The organism is Pseudomonas arsenicoxydans (assembly GCF_006438915.1).
Classification (GTDB): domain Bacteria; phylum Pseudomonadota; class Gammaproteobacteria; order Pseudomonadales; family Pseudomonadaceae; genus Aquipseudomonas; species Aquipseudomonas arsenicoxydans_A.
In genome coordinates, this window is sequence record NZ_RCZE01000001.1 from 84878 (window position 1) to 103763 (window position 18886).

General features: G+C 57.5%; 16 protein-coding genes and 2 tRNA genes. 17 read left to right on the plus strand and 1 reads right to left on the minus strand.

Features of this window, described 5'->3' with window-relative positions:
- The first annotated feature begins 85 nt into the window (after positions 1 to 85).
- The 7 genes from dnaK (at position 86) to EAH78_RS00405 (ending at position 9882) form a co-directional block, all read left to right on the plus strand.
- Positions 86 to 2002, plus strand: a complete 1917-nt coding sequence (gene dnaK / locus EAH78_RS00375) for a molecular chaperone DnaK (protein WP_140664020.1) — start codon at positions 86 to 88, stop codon at positions 2000 to 2002.
- Positions 2003 to 2299: 297 nt separating this feature from the next.
- Positions 2300 to 3424: a molecular chaperone DnaJ gene (gene dnaJ, locus EAH78_RS00380; protein WP_109627906.1), complete on the plus strand. Its 1125-nt coding sequence runs from the start codon at positions 2300 to 2302 to the stop codon at positions 3422 to 3424.
- 9 nt (positions 3425 to 3433) lie between these two features.
- Positions 3434 to 4240 (plus strand): 4-hydroxy-tetrahydrodipicolinate reductase, encoded by an 807-nt coding sequence (gene dapB, locus EAH78_RS00385; protein ID WP_140664023.1) that lies wholly within the window; start codon positions 3434 to 3436, stop codon positions 4238 to 4240.
- Positions 4241 to 4499: 259 nt separating this feature from the next.
- A complete protein-coding gene (gene carA / locus EAH78_RS00390; RefSeq protein WP_140664026.1) occupies positions 4500 to 5636 on the plus strand; it encodes a glutamine-hydrolyzing carbamoyl-phosphate synthase small subunit in 1137 nt (378 codons plus the stop codon).
- A gap of 118 nt (positions 5637 to 5754) precedes the next feature.
- Positions 5755 to 8976: a carbamoyl-phosphate synthase large subunit gene (carB, locus tag EAH78_RS00395; protein ID WP_140664028.1), complete on the plus strand. Its 3222-nt coding sequence runs from the start codon at positions 5755 to 5757 to the stop codon at positions 8974 to 8976.
- A complete protein-coding gene (gene greA / locus EAH78_RS00400; protein WP_140664031.1) occupies positions 8973 to 9449 on the plus strand; it encodes a transcription elongation factor GreA in 477 nt (158 codons plus the stop codon). Before carB ends, greA begins: the two co-directional genes overlap by 4 nt.
- A gap of 28 nt (positions 9450 to 9477) precedes the next feature.
- On the plus strand, positions 9478 to 9882 hold the full coding sequence (locus EAH78_RS00405; RefSeq protein WP_140665603.1) for an MFS transporter: 405 nt from the start codon (positions 9478 to 9480) through the stop codon (positions 9880 to 9882).
- Positions 9883 to 9891: 9 nt separating this feature from the next.
- Here EAH78_RS00405 and EAH78_RS00410 read toward each other — a convergent pair whose 3' ends face one another.
- A complete protein-coding gene (locus EAH78_RS00410) occupies positions 9892 to 10200 on the minus strand; it encodes a YhbY family RNA-binding protein (protein WP_007942889.1) in 309 nt (102 codons plus the stop codon).
- 105 nt (positions 10201 to 10305) lie between these two features.
- Between EAH78_RS00410 and rlmE the strand changes: the two genes are divergently transcribed.
- The 10 genes from rlmE to nusA all read left to right on the plus strand — a co-directional run bounded on the left by rlmE (position 10306) and on the right by nusA (position 18879).
- Positions 10306 to 10935 (plus strand): 23S rRNA (uridine(2552)-2'-O)-methyltransferase RlmE, encoded by a 630-nt coding sequence (gene rlmE / locus EAH78_RS00415; RefSeq protein ID WP_140664036.1) that lies wholly within the window; start codon positions 10306 to 10308, stop codon positions 10933 to 10935.
- A gap of 202 nt (positions 10936 to 11137) precedes the next feature.
- Positions 11138 to 13048, plus strand: a complete 1911-nt coding sequence (gene ftsH / locus EAH78_RS00420) for an ATP-dependent zinc metalloprotease FtsH (protein ID WP_140665606.1) — start codon at positions 11138 to 11140, stop codon at positions 13046 to 13048.
- Between the two features lie 8 nt (positions 13049 to 13056).
- Positions 13057 to 13908, plus strand: coding sequence for a dihydropteroate synthase (gene folP / locus EAH78_RS00425; RefSeq protein ID WP_140664039.1), 852 nt, complete (start codon positions 13057 to 13059; stop codon positions 13906 to 13908).
- Between the two features lie 16 nt (positions 13909 to 13924).
- Positions 13925 to 15262: a phosphoglucosamine mutase gene (gene glmM, locus EAH78_RS00430; protein WP_140664042.1), complete on the plus strand. Its 1338-nt coding sequence runs from the start codon at positions 13925 to 13927 to the stop codon at positions 15260 to 15262.
- Positions 15263 to 15328: 66 nt separating this feature from the next.
- Positions 15329 to 16084: a triose-phosphate isomerase gene (gene tpiA, locus EAH78_RS00435; RefSeq protein ID WP_140664045.1), complete on the plus strand. Its 756-nt coding sequence runs from the start codon at positions 15329 to 15331 to the stop codon at positions 16082 to 16084.
- A gap of 4 nt (positions 16085 to 16088) precedes the next feature.
- Positions 16089 to 16472, plus strand: a complete 384-nt coding sequence (gene secG, locus EAH78_RS00440; protein ID WP_017336473.1) for a preprotein translocase subunit SecG — start codon at positions 16089 to 16091, stop codon at positions 16470 to 16472.
- A gap of 22 nt (positions 16473 to 16494) precedes the next feature.
- Positions 16495 to 16580 (plus strand) — tRNA-Leu (locus EAH78_RS00445).
- 96 nt (positions 16581 to 16676) lie between these two features.
- Positions 16677 to 16753: transfer RNA gene (locus EAH78_RS00450), tRNA-Met, on the plus strand.
- Between the two features lie 138 nt (positions 16754 to 16891).
- Entirely contained in the window at positions 16892 to 17350 is a 459-nt protein-coding gene (rimP, locus tag EAH78_RS00455) for a ribosome maturation factor RimP (RefSeq protein WP_010463487.1), read from the plus strand.
- Positions 17351 to 17397: 47 nt separating this feature from the next.
- Positions 17398 to 18879: a transcription termination factor NusA gene (nusA, locus tag EAH78_RS00460; RefSeq protein WP_140664048.1), complete on the plus strand. Its 1482-nt coding sequence runs from the start codon at positions 17398 to 17400 to the stop codon at positions 18877 to 18879.
- The last annotated feature ends 7 nt before the right edge of the window (positions 18880 to 18886 follow it).

An 18886-nucleotide genomic window follows, 5' to 3' on the forward strand; every position in this document is an offset into this window, starting at 1 on the left:
CCATTTATAAGTCAAGCGTTTAAGTGCTACCGCAGTTAGCCACCACTGCTGCGGCAACCAAATCCAAAGTTTCGGGAGAGTGAACATGGGCAAAATTATCGGTATCGACCTGGGGACTACCAACTCCTGCGTCTCCGTCATGGAAAATGGCAAAGCCAAAGTTATCGAAAACGCTGAAGGCGCGCGTACCACGCCGTCGATCATCGCTTACGCCAACGATGGCGAAATTCTGGTTGGCCAATCGGCCAAGCGTCAGGCTGTGACCAATCCGCATAACACCCTGTACGCGGTTAAGCGTCTGATCGGTCGTAAGTTCGACGAAGAAGTCGTACAGAAAGACATCAAGATGGTCCCTTACAAAATCGCCAAGGCTGACAACGGCGACGCGTGGGTAGAAGTGAACGGCCAGAAAATGTCGCCGCCACAAATCTCGGCTGAAATTCTGAAGAAAATGAAGAAAACCGCCGAAGACTACCTCGGCGAGCCAGTGACTGAAGCGGTGATCACCGTTCCGGCCTACTTCAACGACAGCCAGCGTCAAGCCACCAAAGACGCCGGCCGCATCGCGGGTCTGGACGTAAAACGCATCATCAACGAACCAACCGCAGCTGCTCTGGCTTACGGTATGGACAAGGCGAAGGGCGATCACACCGTGATCGTTTACGACTTGGGCGGCGGTACTTTCGACGTTTCCGTGATCGAAATCGCTGAAGTCGATGGCGAGCACCAGTTCGAAGTATTGGCCACCAACGGCGACACGTTCCTGGGCGGTGAAGACTTTGACATTCGTCTGATCGACTACCTCGTTGACGAATTCAAGAAAGAAAGCGGCATGAACCTCAAAGGTGACCCGCTGGCGATGCAGCGCCTGAAAGAAGCCGCTGAAAAAGCCAAGATCGAGCTGTCCTCGGCGCTGTCGACCGACGTGAACCTGCCGTACATCACTGCAGACGCAACCGGTCCAAAGCACTTGAACGTGAAGATTTCTCGCGCCAAGTTGGAAGCACTGGTTGAAGACCTGGTTCAGCGCACCATCGAACCTTGCCGCATCGCTCTGAAAGACTCCGGTATCGACGTTGGCGCGATCAACGACGTGATCCTGGTAGGCGGTCAGACCCGTATGCCACTGGTTCAGAAGCTGGTAACCGAGTTCTTCGGCAAAGAAGCTCGTAAAGACGTGAACCCGGACGAAGCAGTTGCCATGGGTGCTGCTATCCAGGGCGCTGTATTGGCTGGCGACGTTAAAGACGTTCTGCTGCTGGACGTTAGCCCGCTGACCCTGGGTATCGAAACCATGGGCGGCGTGATGACCGCGCTGATCGAGAAAAACACCACGATTCCTACCAAGAAATCGCAAGTGTTCTCGACTGCCGACGACAACCAGGGCGCTGTAACCATTCACGTGCTGCAAGGTGAGCGTAAGCAAGCGGCCCAGAACAAGTCCTTGGGCAAGTTCGACCTGGCCGAGATTCCACCAGCACCACGTGGCGTGCCACAAATTGAAGTGACCTTCGACATCGACGCCAACGGCATCCTGCACGTAGGCGCCAAAGACAAGGCCACCGGCAAGACTCAGTCGATCGTGATCAAGGCCAACTCCGGTCTGTCCGAGGAAGAAATTCAGCAGATGATTCGCGATGCTGAAACCAACGCCGACGCAGACCGTCAGTTCGAAGAGCTGGCAACCGCTCGCAACCAGGGCGATGCACTGGTTCACTCGACGCGCAAAATGGTCGCTGACGCTGGCGATAAAGTGACTGCCGAAGAGAAGACTGCAATCGAAGCCGCTGTTGTTGCTTTGGAAGCCGCTGTTAAAGGCGACGACAAAGCTGCAATCGAAGCCAAGGTTGAAGAGTTGTCGAAAGTCTCTGCTCCAGTGGCGCAGAAGATGTACGCCGAACAGGCCCAGCCTGCTGAAGGCGCGGCACCGCACGACGAAAAAGCTGAAAAGGCTGATGACGTTGTCGATGCCGAGTTCGAAGAAGTCAAAGACCACAAGTAAGTTGTTGGTCGCCCGGTTGACTGCCTTCAGGCGGTGACTGGTAGGATGTCGCCGCGCGGGAGCTTGCTCCCGCGTTGGCGTGTCTGGAACACGCGAATTTTTACAGCATGCGACAGCGTTCGCGTGCTGCTGGTATGGCCGGGAATGCTCCTGCTTTTCGAGCCGAAAGTACCGCAATGAATCAAAGACCAGGATCGTTGAATTGACGTGAGTTGGGTCCGGGCCTGTATTGGGGCTCAACGAGTTTGGCAAGGCTCAGGAGAGGTTTGCCGGACGTCCTCAAGAGTGCAAAGACATATGGCAAAGCGTGACTATTACGAAGTATTGGGTGTTGAGCGTGGCTCAAGCGAAGCAGACCTGAAGAAGGCCTACCGTCGCCTGGCGATGAAGCATCACCCGGACCGTAATCCCGATGACAAAGCGTCGGAAGAGATGTTCAAGGAAGCCAACGAGGCCTACGAAGTACTGTCCGATTCCAGCAAGCGCGCGGCGTACGATCAATACGGTCATGCTGGTGTTGACCCAAGCATGGGTGGTGGCGGTGCCGGTTTTGGCGGTCAGAATTTCTCTGACATCTTTGGCGATGTATTCAGTGACTTCTTCGGTGGCGGTCGCGGCGGTTCCCGTGGCGGTGCCCAGCGCGGCAGTGACTTGCGTTACACCCTGGAACTGAACCTGGAAGAAGCGGTGCGCGGTACCACCGTGAATATCCGCGTTCCGACGCTGGTCAACTGCAAGCCGTGCGACGGTTCGGGTGCCAAGAAAGGCTCCTCGCCAGTCACTTGCCCGACGTGCGGCGGTATCGGCCAGGTCCGTATGCAGCAAGGCTTCTTCTCGGTGCAGCAAACCTGCCCGCGCTGCCATGGCCAAGGCAAGATCATTTCCGACCCGTGCAACTCCTGCAACGGCGAAGGTCGTGTCGAAGAGTACAAAACCCTTTCCGTCAAAGTGCCGGCCGGTGTCGATACCGGTGACCGCATTCGCCTGTCTGGCGAAGGCGAGGCGGGCGCTCAGGGTGGCCCGACGGGCGACCTGTACGTGGTGATCAATGTGCGCGAGCACGCGATCTTCCAGCGCGACGGCAAGCATTTGTTCTGCGAAGTGCCAATCAGCTTTGTCGATGCGGCGTTGGGCGGCGAGCTGGAGATTCCGACCCTTGACGGTCGAGTCAAACTGAAAATCCCAGAGGGAACTCAGACCGGCAAGCAGTTCCGTGTTCGCGGCAAAGGCGTTGCGCCAGTGCGTGGCGGCGGTGCCGGTGACCTGATGTGCCGTGTGGCGGTCGAAACCCCGGTCAACCTGGGCCGTCGTCAGCGTGAATTGCTGGAAGAATTCCGTAGTTCCCTGGCAGACGACAACAGCCATTCGCCGAAAACCACCGGTTGGTTTGAAGGCGTGAAGCGCTTCTTCGGCGATTTGTAAGGAGTCGGCATGCGACGTATAGCTGTGATGGGCGCTGCCGGGCGCATGGGCAAGATTCTGGTCGAGGCCGTGCAACAGCGCGCGCCGCTGACCGGCCTGACGGCGGCCGTCGTTCGCCCTGGCAGCACGTTGATTGGCGTGGATGCCGGCGAGCTGGCCTCGCTGGGCCGCATCGGCGTGCCGTTGTCCGGCAATCTGGAATCGGTCGCTGATGAGTTCGATGTGTTGATCGACTTTACGCTGCCGGAAGTCATGCTGAAAAACCTCGCGTTCTGCCGCAAGACCGGCAAGGCCATGGTCATCGGCACGACGGGTCTCGATGCTGCGCAGAAGCAGTTGCTGGCTGAGGCGGGCAAAGACATTCCGATCGTGTTCGCGGCCAATTTCAGTGTTGGTGTCAACCTGTCGCTGAAGTTGCTCGACATGGCGGCGCGCGTGCTGGGTGATGACGCGGACATCGAAATCATCGAAGCGCATCACCGACACAAGATCGATGCGCCTTCAGGCACCGCGTTGCGCATGGGTGAAGTGATCGCCAGTGCGCTGGATCGTGATCTGCAGAAGGTCGCGGTTTATGGTCGTGAAGGCCATACCGGCGCGCGTGAGCGTGAAACGATCGGCTTTGCCACTGTTCGCGGCGGTGATGTGGTCGGCGATCACACGGTGCTGTTCGCCTGCGAAGGTGAGCGTCTGGAAATCACGCATAAAGCGTCCAGCCGCATGACCTTCGCCAAGGGTGCGGTGCGTGCTGCGTTGTGGCTGGATGGTCGTGAGCCCGGCCTCTACGACATGCAAGACGTTCTCGATTTGCGTTAAGATGCGCCCGAAATCGGGTTCAAATTCTGCGTTTGAGCCCGGTTTTACACTGCCAAGCGACGTCCTGTCGCATTCTCCAGCCTTTCGGGCTCATTGGCGGTAGACCAAAAATGCCTTTTTCTGTAAGCTACAGCTTTAGTGTGTCCACTAAAAGCGCGCAGAATTATTCGGTGAAGAAGCGGGGTGACGTGTCCATACGTCACTCCGCTTTTTTACAACCTGCGATCGCCCTTTCAGGCTTTATTTACGGGAGGTCTTCTTGACTAAGCCAGCCATACTCGCCCTTGCTGATGGCAGCATTTTTCGCGGCGAAGCCATTGGAGCCGACGGTCAAACCGTTGGTGAGGTGGTGTTTAACACCGCAATGACCGGCTATCAGGAAATTCTTACCGATCCTTCCTACGCCCAACAGATCGTTACCCTGACCTATCCGCACATCGGCAACACCGGCACCACGCCGGAAGACGCCGAGTCTGACCGCGTCTGGTCCGCTGGCCTGGTCATCCGTGACCTGCCACTGGTTGCGAGCAACTGGCGTAACACGATGTCCCTGTCCGACTACCTGAAAGCCAACAACGTTGTGGCGATCGCCGGTATCGACACTCGCCGTCTGACGCGCATCCTGCGTGAGAAGGGCGCGCAGAACGGCTGCATCATGGCCGGTGACAACATTTCCGAAGCCGCCGCCATCGCCGCTGCACAGGGTTTTCCTGGCCTCAAAGGCATGGACCTGGCAAAAGTCGTCAGCACCAAAGAGCAGTACGAATGGCGCTCGACTGTCTGGGATCTGAAAACCGACAGCCATGCGACCATCGACGCTTCCGAGCTGCCGTACCACGTGGTTGCCTACGACTACGGCGTCAAACTGAACATCCTGCGCATGCTGGTCGCGCGCGGTTGCCGCGTGACGGTGGTGCCGGCGCAAACCCCGGCCGCTGACGTTTTGGCGATGAAACCGGATGGCGTGTTCCTGTCCAATGGTCCGGGTGATCCGGAGCCTTGCGATTACGCGATCCAGGCGATCAAGGACGTGCTCGAAACCGAGATTCCGGTGTTCGGCATCTGCCTGGGTCACCAACTGCTGGCGCTGGCCTCCGGCGCCAAGACCCTGAAAATGGGCCATGGCCACCACGGTGCCAACCACCCGGTCCAGGATCTGGACACCGGTGTGGTGATGATCACCAGCCAGAACCACGGTTTTGCCGTAGACGAAGCGACCCTGCCGGCCAACGTTCGCGCGATCCACAAATCGCTGTTCGACGGCACCCTGCAAGGCATCGAGCGTACCGACAAGAGCGCCTTCAGCTTCCAGGGTCACCCGGAAGCCAGCCCTGGCCCGAACGACGTAGCGCCATTGTTCGATCGCTTCATCAACGAGATGGCCAAGCGACGCTGATCGCTCGCCTTGATGGTGCAAGGCTTGAGGGCGGTCCCGACACCGGCGGCCCCCTCAAGGCTTCAAAGATTGAACAAGACGGCTTGCCGACTGACCTGCGGATTTGAGTGACAAACCCATGCCAAAACGTACAGACATTAAAAGCATCCTGATTCTCGGCGCTGGCCCGATCGTTATCGGCCAGGCCTGCGAATTCGACTACTCCGGCGCCCAGGCCTGTAAAGCCCTGCGCGAAGAGGGTTACCGCGTCATCCTGGTGAACTCCAACCCAGCGACCATCATGACCGACCCGGACATGGCCGACGCCACGTACATCGAGCCGATCAAGTGGCAGACCGTTGCCAAGATCATCGAAAAAGAGCGTCCGGACGCGCTGTTGCCAACCATGGGTGGCCAGACCGCTCTGAACTGCGCACTGGACCTGGAGCGCGAAGGCGTTCTGGAGAAGTTCGGCGTTGAAATGATCGGTGCTAACGCCGATACCATCGACAAGGCTGAAGACCGTTCGCGCTTCGACAAGGCGATGAAGTCCATCGGCCTGGACTGCCCGCGATCCGGTATCGCCCACAGCATGGAAGAGGCCAACGCAGTCCTCGAAAAGCTGGGCTTCCCGTGCATCATCCGTCCGTCCTTCACCATGGGCGGCACCGGTGGCGGTATCGCTTACAACCGTGAAGAGTTCGAAGAAATCTGCGCCCGCGGTCTGGACCTGTCTCCGACCAAAGAGCTGCTGATCGATGAATCCCTGATCGGCTGGAAAGAATACGAGATGGAGGTTGTCCGCGATAAGAAGGACAACTGCATCATCGTTTGCTCGATCGAAAACTTCGACCCAATGGGCGTGCACACCGGTGACTCGATCACCGTTGCTCCGGCACAAACCCTGACGGACAAGGAATACCAGATCATGCGGAACGCCTCGTTGGCGGTACTGCGTGAGATCGGCGTGGAAACCGGCGGCTCCAACGTTCAGTTCGGCATCTGCCCGGACACTGGCCGTATGGTCGTGATCGAGATGAACCCGCGTGTATCCCGCTCTTCGGCACTGGCCTCGAAAGCCACTGGTTTCCCGATTGCGCGTATCGCTGCCAAGCTGGCGATCGGCTACACACTCGACGAACTGTCGAACGAAATCACCGGCGGCGCTACGCCTGCGTCCTTCGAGCCGTCCATCGACTACGTCGTGACCAAGCTGCCACGGTTCGCCTTCGAGAAATTCCCGAAAGCCGACGCGCGCCTGACCACTCAAATGAAGTCGGTCGGTGAAGTCATGGCCATCGGCCGGACCTTCCAGGAATCCCTGCAGAAAGCCCTGCGCGGTCTGGAAGTGGGGGTTTGCGGCCTGGACGAGAAGCTCGACCTGAGCAACCCGGAAAGCATGAGCGTGCTTAAGCGCGAACTGACCGTGCCGGGCGCCGAGCGTATCTGGTATGTGGCTGACGCCTTTCGCGCCGGTCTGTCGGTCGAAGACATCTTCGGCATGAACATGATCGACCCGTGGTTCCTGGTGCAGATCGAAGATCTGATCAAGGAAGAAGAGAAGGTCAAGACCTTGGGTCTGGCCAGCATCGACCGCGACGTAATGTTCCGCCTCAAGCGCAAAGGCTTTTCCGATATGCGTCTGGCCAAGTTGCTGGGCGTGACCGAGAAGGCGCTGCGTCGCCACCGTCACAAGCTCGAGGTTTACCCGGTCTACAAGCGCGTTGACACCTGCGCGGCCGAGTTCGCCACCGACACCGCCTACATGTACTCGACTTACGAGGAAGAGTGCGAAGCCGCACCGTCGGGCCGTGACAAGATCATGATTCTGGGCGGCGGTCCTAACCGTATCGGCCAAGGCATCGAGTTCGACTACTGCTGCGTACACGCGGCACTGGCGCTGCGCGAAGACGGGTACGAGACCATCATGGTCAACTGCAACCCGGAAACCGTATCTACCGACTTCGACACTTCTGATCGCCTGTACTTCGAACCGGTAACCCTGGAAGACGTGCTGGAAATCGTCCGCGTCGAGAAGCCGAAAGGCGTGATCGTCCAGTACGGCGGCCAAACCCCGCTGAAGCTGGCTCGCGCCCTGGAAGAAGCCGGCGTGCCGATCATCGGCACCAGCCCTGACGCCATCGACCGCGCCGAAGACCGTGAGCGCTTCCAGCAAATGGTTGAGCGCCTGAACCTGCGTCAGCCGCCAAACGCCACGGTGCGCAGCGAAGACGAAGCGATTCGCGCTGCCGCCAAGATCGGTTACCCGCTGGTGGTTCGTCCGTCCTACGTACTGGGCGGCCGTGCGATGGAAATCGTCTACGAAGAAGAAGAGCTGAAGCGCTACCTGCGTGATGCGGTGAAAGTGTCGAACGACAGCCCGGTGCTGCTCGATCACTTCCTCAACTGCGCCATCGAAATGGATGTGGATGCGGTTTGCGACGGCACCGACGTGGTGATCGGCGCGATCATGCAGCATATCGAGCAGGCCGGCGTTCACTCCGGTGACTCCGCGTGCTCCCTGCCGCCGTACTCGCTGCCTGGCCACATCCAGGACGAGATGCGCGAACAGGTCAAGAAAATGGCCCTGGAGTTGGGCGTTGTCGGCCTGATGAACGTTCAGTTGGCGCTGCAAGGCGAAGACATTTACGTCATCGAAGTCAACCCGCGCGCTTCCCGTACCGTCCCGTTCGTGTCCAAGTGCATCGGTGTTTCCCTGGCAATGATCGCGGCTCGCGTCATGGCCGGTAAAACCCTGAAGGAAATTGGTTTCACCAAAGAAATAATCCCGAACTTCTACAGCGTGAAAGAGGCGGTGTTCCCATTCGCCAAATTCCCTGGTGTGGACCCGATCCTCGGCCCAGAGATGAAGTCCACCGGTGAAGTGATGGGGGTGGGTGACACCTTCGGTGAAGCATTCGCCAAAGCCCAGATGGGCGCCAGCGAAGTGCTGCCGACCGGCGGTACCGCGTTCATCAGCGTACGTGACGACGACAAACCGCTGGTTGCAGGCGTAGCCCGTGATCTGATCAACTTGGGCTTCGAAGTGGTCGCCACTGCCGGTACTGCCAAGCTGATTGAAGCCGCAGGCCTGAAAGTGCGCCGTGTGAACAAGGTGACCGAGGGTCGCCCGCACGTGGTAGATATGATCAAGAATGACGAGGTCACGCTGATCATCAACACCACCGAAGGTCGTCAGTCGATCGCCGACTCGTACTCCATTCGTCGTAATGCCCTGCAGCACAAGATCTACTGCACCACGACTATTGCTGCTGGCGAAGCCATCTGCGAAGCGCTGAAGTTCGGTCCCGAGAAGACCGTACGCCGCTTGCAGGATCTACACGCAGGATTGAAGGCATGATCAAATACCCAATGACCGTCCAGGGCGCGAAAGCCCTGGAAGAGGAACACGCTCACCTGACCAAGGTCGTTCGTCCTAAGCTCAGCCAGGACATCGGAACGGCCCGCGAGTTGGGTGACTTGAAGGAAAACGCCGAATATCACGCTGCTCGCGAGCAGCAAGGTATGGTTGAGGCGCGGATCCGTGACATCGAAGGCCGGATTCAGAATCAGGTCATCATCGACGTCACGAGCATTCCTCACACCGGCAAAGTGATTTTCGGCACCACCGTTGAAATCGCCAACGTCGAGACCGATGAGCGCGTCACTTACCACATCGTGGGTGAGGACGAGGCTGATTTCAAACTCGGCAAGATTTCCGTCGGTTCGCCACTGGCCCGCGCCTTGATTGCCAAGGAAGAGGGTGATGTGGTTTCCGTGAAAACGCCGGGTGGCGTGATCGAGTACGAGATTGTCGAAGTCCGCCACATCTAAAGGCCTGCGCCCGCTGCGTGCGGGCGCCATGGTTTGGCAGCTGACTCAGATGTTGTGGGTTGGCGGCTTGTGGCTGTTACACATCGGTCTGGTGCCGGCGTTGGGCCAAATAGGTCTGGCGCCGCTATTGGTCGACGAAATTGCAGGCATGCTGAATGCGCTGATGGTGGGATTTGCCACAGCGTGTGTGATTTTTCAGGCTTTGGTGCTGGTACAGGCCGATGGCCTTGCCAGTCTATGGCGCGATATTCGTGGGCAGCTGCTGCTGATGGCGCTGTATGCGTGTGCGATGTTTTTCGCGGTGCGCACCGGTTGGCCGGAGGCGGTGCGGTGGCAGGTGTTCAGCTACCTGATCCTGGGGTTTTCCGGGCTGGTGCTGGTGTTGCAGCCGGTGCCGGGAGGGAGCGGCAGGGTGCGCGAAGCACACCCTTGACCCTTGCCATCACTTGAAGCGATGGACGTTCGACAGCTGCTTGTTGACGCTGAAGTTTTTGCGGTAAATCAGTGCCATCTTGCCGATGACTTGAACCAGATCCGCTTTGCCGACCTTGCAGAGTTCTGCAATGGACGCCAGGCGCGATTCGCGATCGAGGATGTTGAGCTTGATTTTAATCAGCTCGTGATCCGCCAAAGCGCGTTCAAGTTCGGCTAACACACCTTCAGTCAAACCGTTGTCAGCCACAATCAAAACTGGTTTCAGATGGTGGCCAATGGATTTGTACTGTTTCTTCTGCTCTTGAGTGAGCGGCATAATCTGACCCCTGCGTCTGATCTTGTAAAAAGCGGCGGCCAGTTTACCCGAGCGAGTCCGGGACCGCCCAGTTAATCACGACCCGTTTTATTTTCGAGGTGGCCTGTGGCCCGTTCCAAGACAAGCCTTAAGTGGCTGCAAAGACATGTCAATGATCCCTATGTGAAGCAGGCCCAGAAGGATGGTTACCGCTCGCGTGCGAGTTACAAGCTTCTGGAGGTCCAGGAGAAATACAAACTGATCCGTCCAGGTATGAGTGTTGTCGACCTGGGAGCGGCGCCCGGCGGCTGGTCGCAGGTCACTAGTCGGCTGATCGGTGGTCAGGGGCGTCTGATCGCTTCGGACATCCTGGAAATGGACAGCATTCCAGACGTGACTTTCATCCAGGGTGACTTCACCCGGGACGACGTGCTCGCTCAGATCCTTGAGGCCGTTGGTAATTCGCAGGTAGACCTTGTGATTTCCGATATGGCCCCCAATATGAGTGGTACGCCTGAGGTGGACATGCCGAAAGCCATGTTTCTATGTGAGCTGGCTCTTGATCTGGCGGCTCGGATACTCAAACCGGGTGGTAATTTCGTGATCAAGGTGTTTCAGGGCGAAGGGTTTGATGCTTTCGTGAAGGACGCTCGTCAGAAATTCGACAAGGTCCAGATGATCAAGCCGGACTCTTCCCGTGGCAGTTCCCGCGAGCAATACATGCTGGCTTGGGGCTACCGCGGCCGTAGTGAGTAAATCGAGGTTTTTTAGCGGGTCGATAGGATTTTCGTATTTCGCCCCGCGAGCAATAGCGAATATTGTGTAGAAAGTGTTTCACAAAGGGTTACAGACGGCGCCTGCCAGAGCCGTAGGTAATGTAGTAAGTTAGGCCGGTGAATATCATGCGAAGCGCGCGCCATTAGCGGAGCTTGCTTCAGAGGGTAGTTAATTGAACGATATGGCAAAGAATCTGATCCTGTGGTTGATCATCGCGGCTGTCCTGGTGACAGTGATGAACAACTTCTCCAGCCCTAACGAGCCGCAGACCCTCAACTATTCCGACTTCATCCAGCAGGTCAAGGATGGCAAGGTCGAGCGCGTAGCGGTTGACGGTTACGTGATTACCGGTAAACGCAACGATGGCGACAGCTTCAAGACCATTCGTCCGGCTATCCAGGATAACGGTCTGATCGGCGACCTCGTGGACAACCACGTCGTGGTCGAAGGCAAGCAGCCTGAACAGCAAAGCATCTGGACCCAACTCCTGGTCGCAAGCTTCCCGATCCTCGTGATCATTGCCGTGTTCATGTTCTTCATGCGGCAGATGCAGGGCGGTGCAGGCGGCAAGGGTGGGCCGATGAGTTTCGGGAAGAGCAAGGCGCGCCTGCTCTCTGAAGATCAGGTGAAAACCACCTTGGGCGACGTTGCCGGTTGCGACGAAGCCAAGGAAGAAGTCGGTGAGCTGGTCGAGTTCCTGCGCGATCCGGGCAAGTTCCAGCGTCTGGGCGGCCGTATTCCTCGCGGGGTGCTGATGGTTGGCCCTCCGGGTACCGGTAAAACCTTGCTGGCCAAGGCGATTGCCGGCGAAGCGAAAGTGCCGTTCTTTACCATCTCCGGTTCTGACTTCGTCGAAATGTTCGTGGGTGTCGGTGCAAGTCGTGTCCGCGACATGTTCGAGCAGGCCAAGAAGCACGCGCCATGCATCATCTTCATCGATGAAATCGACGCCGTTGGTCGCCACCGTGGCGCCGGCATGGGCGGCGGTCACGATGAGCGTGAGCAGACTCTCAACCAGTTGCTGGTAGAGATGGACGGCTTTGAAATGAATGACGGCATCATCGTTATCGCTGCAACCAACCGTCCGGACGTATTGGACCCTGCGTTGCTGCGTCCAGGCCGTTTCGACCGTCAGGTTGTGGTGGGGCTGCCAGACATTCGTGGTCGCGAACAGATTCTTAAGGTTCACATGCGTAAAGTGCCAATGGGTGACGACGTTGCTCCGGCAGTAATTGCTCGCGGTACACCTGGTTTCTCCGGCGCTGACCTGGCTAACCTGGTGAACGAGGCCTCCTTGTTCGCAGCCCGTGCTGGCAAACGCATCGTCGAAATGAAAGAGTTCGAACTGGCGAAAGACAAGATCATGATGGGCGCCGAGCGCAAATCGATGGTCATGTCCGAGAAGGAAAAGCAGAACACCGCTTATCACGAAGCCGGCCACGCTATTGTTGGTCGTGTCGTGCCAGAGCATGATCCGGTCTACAAGGTGTCGATCATCCCGCGCGGTCGTGCGCTGGGTGTGACCATGTTCCTGCCGGAAGAAGATCGTTACAGCCTGTCCAAGCGCGCGCTGATCAGCCAGATCTGCTCGCTGTACGGCGGCCGAATTGCTGAAGAAATGACCCTGGGCTTCGATGGCGTCACCACGGGTGCCTCTAACGACATCATGCGTGCCAGCCAGATTGCGCGGAACATGGTGACCAAGTGGGGTTTGTCAGAAAAGCTCGGTCCGTTGATGTATGCCGAAGAAGAGGGTGAAGTGTTCCTCGGTCGCGGCGGCGGTGGTCAGGGTGCGAGCTTCTCCGGTGAGACAGCCAAACTGATCGACTCTGAAGTGCGCAGCATTATTGATCAGTGCTACGGCACGGCGAAACAGATCCTTACGGACAACCGCGACAAGCTTGATGCCATGGCAGATGCCTTGATGAAATACGAGACGATCGATGCTGATCAGATCGATGACATCATGGCGGGTCGTGCGCCTCGCGAACCTCGTGACTGGTCAGGCGGTACCGGTACATCCGGGACACCTCCGGTGGTGCAAGATGAGCGTCCGGAAACACCGATCGGCGGTCCGGCTGCTGACGTATAAGGTTTGAAATGACTTCTGTTCAGTCCTCGACCCGGTTGCCTTGCGGCAACCGGGTTCTTGATTTGGCCCAGACGCATGTCATGGGCATACTCAATGTCACTCCTGATTCCTTTTCCGACGGCGGCCGATACAGCCAGCTCGATGCGGCTTTGCGCCACGCCGAGTCGATGGTGTTGGCGGGTGCGACACTGATTGATGTCGGTGGCGAATCAACCCGCCCAGGCGCCCGGGCGGTTTCGCCGCTTGAGGAGTTGGAGCGCGTAGCGCCTATCGTTGAGCGCATCAGTGGCGAGCTGGATGTGATTATTTCTGTCGATACCTCCACTCCAGCGGTCATGCGCGAGACTGCGCGGCTTGGTGCGGGTTTGATCAACGATGTGCGCTCGCTACGTCGAGACGGTGCCCTGGATGCGGCCGCTGCCACGGGGTTGCCCGTGTGTCTGATGCATATGCTCGGTGAGCCGGGCGACATGCAGGACAATCCGCACTACGAGGACGTCACCAGGGAGGTCGGCGAATTTCTCTCCGAGCGAATGGCTCAATGCGCGTTGGTGGGTATCCCGCCGGAGCGGATTATTCTTGATCCGGGTTTTGGCTTCGCGAAAACCTTGCAGCACAATCTAAGCTTGTTTAAGCATATGGAAGCCTTGCATGCCTTGGGGCGGCCCCTGTTGGTCGGGGTTTCGCGAAAGAGCATGATTGGTCAGGCCTTGAATCGGCCGGTTGGTGAGCGACTTTATGGTGGTCTTGCACTCGCAGCACTGGCTTCAGCCAATGGGGCGCGTATATTGCGCGTCCATGATGTAGCTGAAACAGTGGACGTAGTGCGGATGATCGCCGCAGTGGAATCAGCCGAATAAGAATGATGGAGCACTTATGAGCAAGAAATACTTTGGTACCGACGGTATTCGTGGTCGTGTCGGTGAATACCCGATTACTCCTGACTTCATGCTCAAGCTCGGCTGGGCAGCGGGTATGGCGTTCCGCAAAATGGGCGCTTGCAAGGTATTGGTCGGCAAGGACACCCGGATCTCGGGCTACATGTTTGAATCTGCACTCGAGGCCGGGCTGACGTCGGCGGGGGCCGATGTCATGCTCTTGGGGCCGATGCCAACCCCGGCGATCGCCTACCTGACGCGTACCTTCCACGCTGAAGCCGGTATCGTGATCAGTGCCTCGCACAACCCTCACGATGACAATGGCATCAAGTTCTTCTCCGGAAAAGGCACCAAGCTGCCGGATGAAGTCGAGCTGATGATTGAAGAGTTGCTCGACACCCCGATGACCGTGGTTGAGTCGAGCAAGATCGGCAAAGTGTCGCGCATCAACGACGCTTCTGGCCGATACATCGAATTCTGCAAAAGCAGCGTCCCGACGGGCACCAGTTTCGCGGGCCTGAAGATCGTGATCGACTGCGCCCACGGTGCGACCTACAAGGTTGCCCCAAGCGTATTCCGTGAGTTGGGTGCTGACGTCGTAGTACTGTCCGCGCAGCCGAACGGTCTGAACATCAACGACAATTGTGGTTCGACCCATATGGGTCAATTGCAGGCTGCCGTATTGGCCGAGCACGCCGATCTGGGTATCGCGTTCGATGGTGACGGTGATCGTGTCCTGATGGTCGACCATACGGGTGCCATCGTTGACGGTGACGAACTGCTCTACATTATCGCCCGCGATCTGCATGAGTGTGACAAGTTGCAAGGCGGTGTGGTCGGAACGCTGATGAGTAACCTGGGGCTGGAATTGGCCCTGGCTGATCTGTCGATTCCTTTTGTGCGTGCCAACGTTGGCGACCGTTATGTCATCGCTGACTTGCTTGAGCGTAACTGGCTGGTGGGTGGTGAGAATTCGGGGCATATCGTTTGCTTCAATCACACCACGACCGGTGATGCGATCATTGCTGCATTGCAGGTGTTGATGGCGTTGAAGACTCGTTCCGAAGGGCTGGCTCAGGCCCGCCAAGCGCTGCGCAAGTGCCCTCAAGTGCTGATCAATGTCCGTTTTGGCGGTGGTGCGAGCCCGCTCGACCATCCAGCGGTCAAGGAAGCCAGTGACCGTGTTACCAAGGCGATGGCGGGGCGTGGTCGGGTGCTGTTGCGCAAGTCCGGGACAGAGCCATTGGTGCGTGTCATGGTCGAAGGCGAGGACGAAACACAGGTTCGCGGTTACGCCGAAGAGCTGGCAAAACTCGTTACTGAAGTTTCTGCCTGAATTCGGCTTGCCAGCCTTGATTGTGTTGGGTAACATCTGCGCCCACTTTGACCGACGAGGTACAGCATGCGTCGCCCTATGGTAGCTGGTAACTGGAAGATGCACGGTACCCGCGCCAGCGTCGCTGAGCTGATCAACGGCCTTAGTCATCTGGCCTTGCCGAGCGGTGTTGATGTAGCGGTATTCCCGCCTAGCTTGTTCATCAATCAAGTGGTTGGTGGCGTGAAAGGCAAGTCGATTTCGGTCGGCGCGCAGAATTCTGCGGTGGAATCCGAGCAAGGTGCGTTGACCGGTGAAATTGCGCCGAGTCAGTTGGTGGATGCAGGTTGTTCCCTGGTGCTTGTCGGGCACTCCGAGCGCCGCCAGATATTGGGCGAGCAGGACGCAGTGCTGATCCGCAAGTTCGCAGCGGCACAGGCATCTGGCTTGATTCCGGTGTTGTGCATAGGGGAAACTCTTGAGCAGCGCGAAGCCGGGAAAACGATTGAGGTTGTCTCGGCTCAGCTGGACAGCATCATCGATGAGCTGGGTGTCGGTGTATTTGCAAAAGCAGTGATCGCTTACGAGCCGGTTTGGGCCATTGGCACCGGGCTGACTGCTTCACCGCAACAGGCGCAGGATGTGCATGCAGCCATTCGCGCGCAGTTGGCGGCAAAGAATTCTGAAGTCGCACAAGGTGTGCGGCTTCTATACGGCGGCAGCGTGAAGGCGGCCAATGCGGTCGAACTGTTCGGCATGCCGGATATCGATGGGGGTCTCATTGGTGGGGCTTCCCTGAATGCAGATGAGTTCGGTGCGATCTGTCGCGCCGCGGGAAACTGAAAAAATGCTGGAAACAGTCGTAGTCGTTTTTCATCTGCTGGGTGCATTGGGCGTAGTTGCTCTCGTATTGCTGCAGCAGGGTAAAGGTGCGGATGCTGGCGCGTCTTTCGGAGCAGGTGCTTCAAATACTGTGTTCGGAAGCCAAGGTTCCTCTACCTTTCTTAGTAAGTTTACTGCTATACTTGCCGCAGGTTTTTTCATAACCAGCTTGGGGTTAGGTTACTTTGCTAAAGAGAAAGCTCACCAGCTGACTCAAGTAGGTCTCCCAAATCCAGCGGTGTTGGAAGTTCCAAAGCAACAACCGGCTTCTGATGATGTCCCGGTGCTTCAAGAGCAAAAGTCGGCTACTCCAGCGACTGACGTGCCACCAGCTCAAGAGCAAAAGTAAGAAGGGTTTCAAACGTAGTATTGCCGAGGTGGTGGAATTGGTAGACACGCAACCTTGAGGTGGTTGTGCCCATAGGGTGTAGGGGTTCGAGTCCCCTTCTCGGTACCAATTATCAGGAGAGCCCGCTGTTGCGGGCTTTCTTGTAGGTGGAAGGTTACATTGACCCTGTTAGGGATCGGTCGTATACTTCCGCCCCAGCTTTGTCGCGGGGTGGAGCAGTCTGGTAGCTCGTCGGGCTCATAACCCGAAGGTCGTCGGTTCAAATCCGGCCCCCGCAACCAGTTTAAGGAGCCCCTTTTAAGGGGCTTTTTGTTAGCTGGACACTTTCTACGCCGCTGTTCGACGGCGTTTCAAGGATGGGCGTTTCGCCCATTTTTTTATTTTGCATAGCATGCACATACATGCACGAGGGGGTTCAGGTGTCGAGCAAGCTAGAAGAGTTGCAGGCCTTGTTGGCCCCGGTGGTCGTGGCCCTGGGCTATGAATGCTGGGGTATTGAGTTTTCGGCTCAAGGTCGTCACTCGATGTTGCGCGTTTATATTGATAAAGAGGGCGGTGTGCTGGTGGACGATTGCGCCATTGTCAGCCGTCAGATCAGCGGTGTCCTGGATGTTGAAGATCCAATCGCCGTTGAATACACCCTTGAAGTTTCCTCGCCTGGCATGGAACGCCCACTGTTCACTATTGAGCAGTTTGCAAAATTTGCCGGTGAACAAGTGAAGATCAAGCTGCGCTCGCCGTTTGAAGGACGACGCAACTTTCAGGGCCTTCTGCGCGGTGTAGAAGAGCAGGACGTCGTGGTGCAGGTAGAAGACCATGAGTTCCTGTTGCCGATCGATATGATCGACAAGGCCAACATTATTCCCAGTTTTGACTGAGACGCGGATCCCGCGGATCCAATGGCTTGCGAAAGGCGAGGCGTACGATGAGCAAAGAAGTACTGCTGGTTGTTGAGTCGGTATCCAATGAAAAGGGCGTACCGGCAAACGTAATTTTTGAAGCGCTGGAGCTGGCTCTGGCCACTGCTACCAAAAAGCGTTTTGAGGACGAAGTCGATCTGCGTGTGGAAATCAATCGCCACACCGGTGCTTACGAGACATTCCGTCGCTGGACGGTCGTCGAAGAAGCAGACCTGGACGATCCGGCCATCGAAACCTGGCCGAGCAAGGTTGCCGAAACGCATCCTGGTTCCCAGGTTGGCGATGTCGTCGAAGAAAAAATCGAATCCATCGAGTTCGGCCGTATTGCTGCACAGACTGCGAAGCAAGTCATCGTGCAAAAAGTTCGTGAAGCCGAGCGCGCTCAAGTTGTTGACGCTTATCGCGAGCGCCTGGGGGAAATCATCTCCGGCACCGTGAAGAAAGTGACTCGCGACAACGTGATCGTCGACCTGGGCAACAACGCTGAAGCGTTGCTGGCTCGTGAAGATATCATCTCTCGCGAAACCTTCCGTGTGGGTGTACGTCTGCGTGCACTGCTCAAGGAAATCCGCACCGAGAACCGTGGCCCGCAGCTGATCCTGTCGCGTACCGCACCGGAAATGCTGATCGAGTTGTTCCGCATCGAAGTGCCGGAAATCGCTGAAGGCCTGATCGAAGTTATGGCTGCGTCCCGTGATCCGGGTTCGCGTGCCAAGATCGCGGTCCGCTCCAAGGACAAACGCATCGACCCACAGGGCGCTTGCATCGGTATGCGCGGTTCGCGCGTCCAGGCAGTGTCGGGTGAGTTGGGCGGTGAGCGTGTTGATATCGTCCTGTGGGACGACAACCCGGCTCAGTTCGTGATCAATGCCATGTCCCCGGCAGAGGTTGCAGCAATTATCGTTGACGAAGATGCCCACGCAATGGACATCGCCGTTGGCGCAGACAATCTGGCTCAGGCCATCGGTCGTGGGGGTCAGAACGTGCGTCTGGCTAGCCAATTGACTGGCTGGACCCTGAACGTGATGACCGAATCGGACATCCAGGCTAAGCAGCAAGCAGAAACCGGCGACATCCTGCGCAACTTCATCGACGAGCTGGAAGTCGACGAAGACCTGGCACAGGTGCTGGTAGATGAAGGCTTCACCAGCCTGGAAGAGATTGCCTACGTACCGTTGGAAGAAATGCTCAACATCGACGGCTTTGACGAAGAAACCGTCAACGAGCTTCGCGCTCGTGCCAAGGATCGTTTGTTGACCAAAGCCATCGCTACTGAGGAAAAGCTGGCAGACGCCCATCCGGCCGAAGACCTGCTCTCGCTTGAGGGTATGGACAAGGATTTGGCGATGGAACTGGCGGTGCGCGGCGTAATTACCCGCGAAGACCTGGCCGAGCAGTCTATTGACGACCTGCTCGACATCGACGGCATTGACGATGATCGTGCCGGCAAGTTGATCATGGCCGCCCGAGCCCACTGGTTCGAGTAATTAGGCG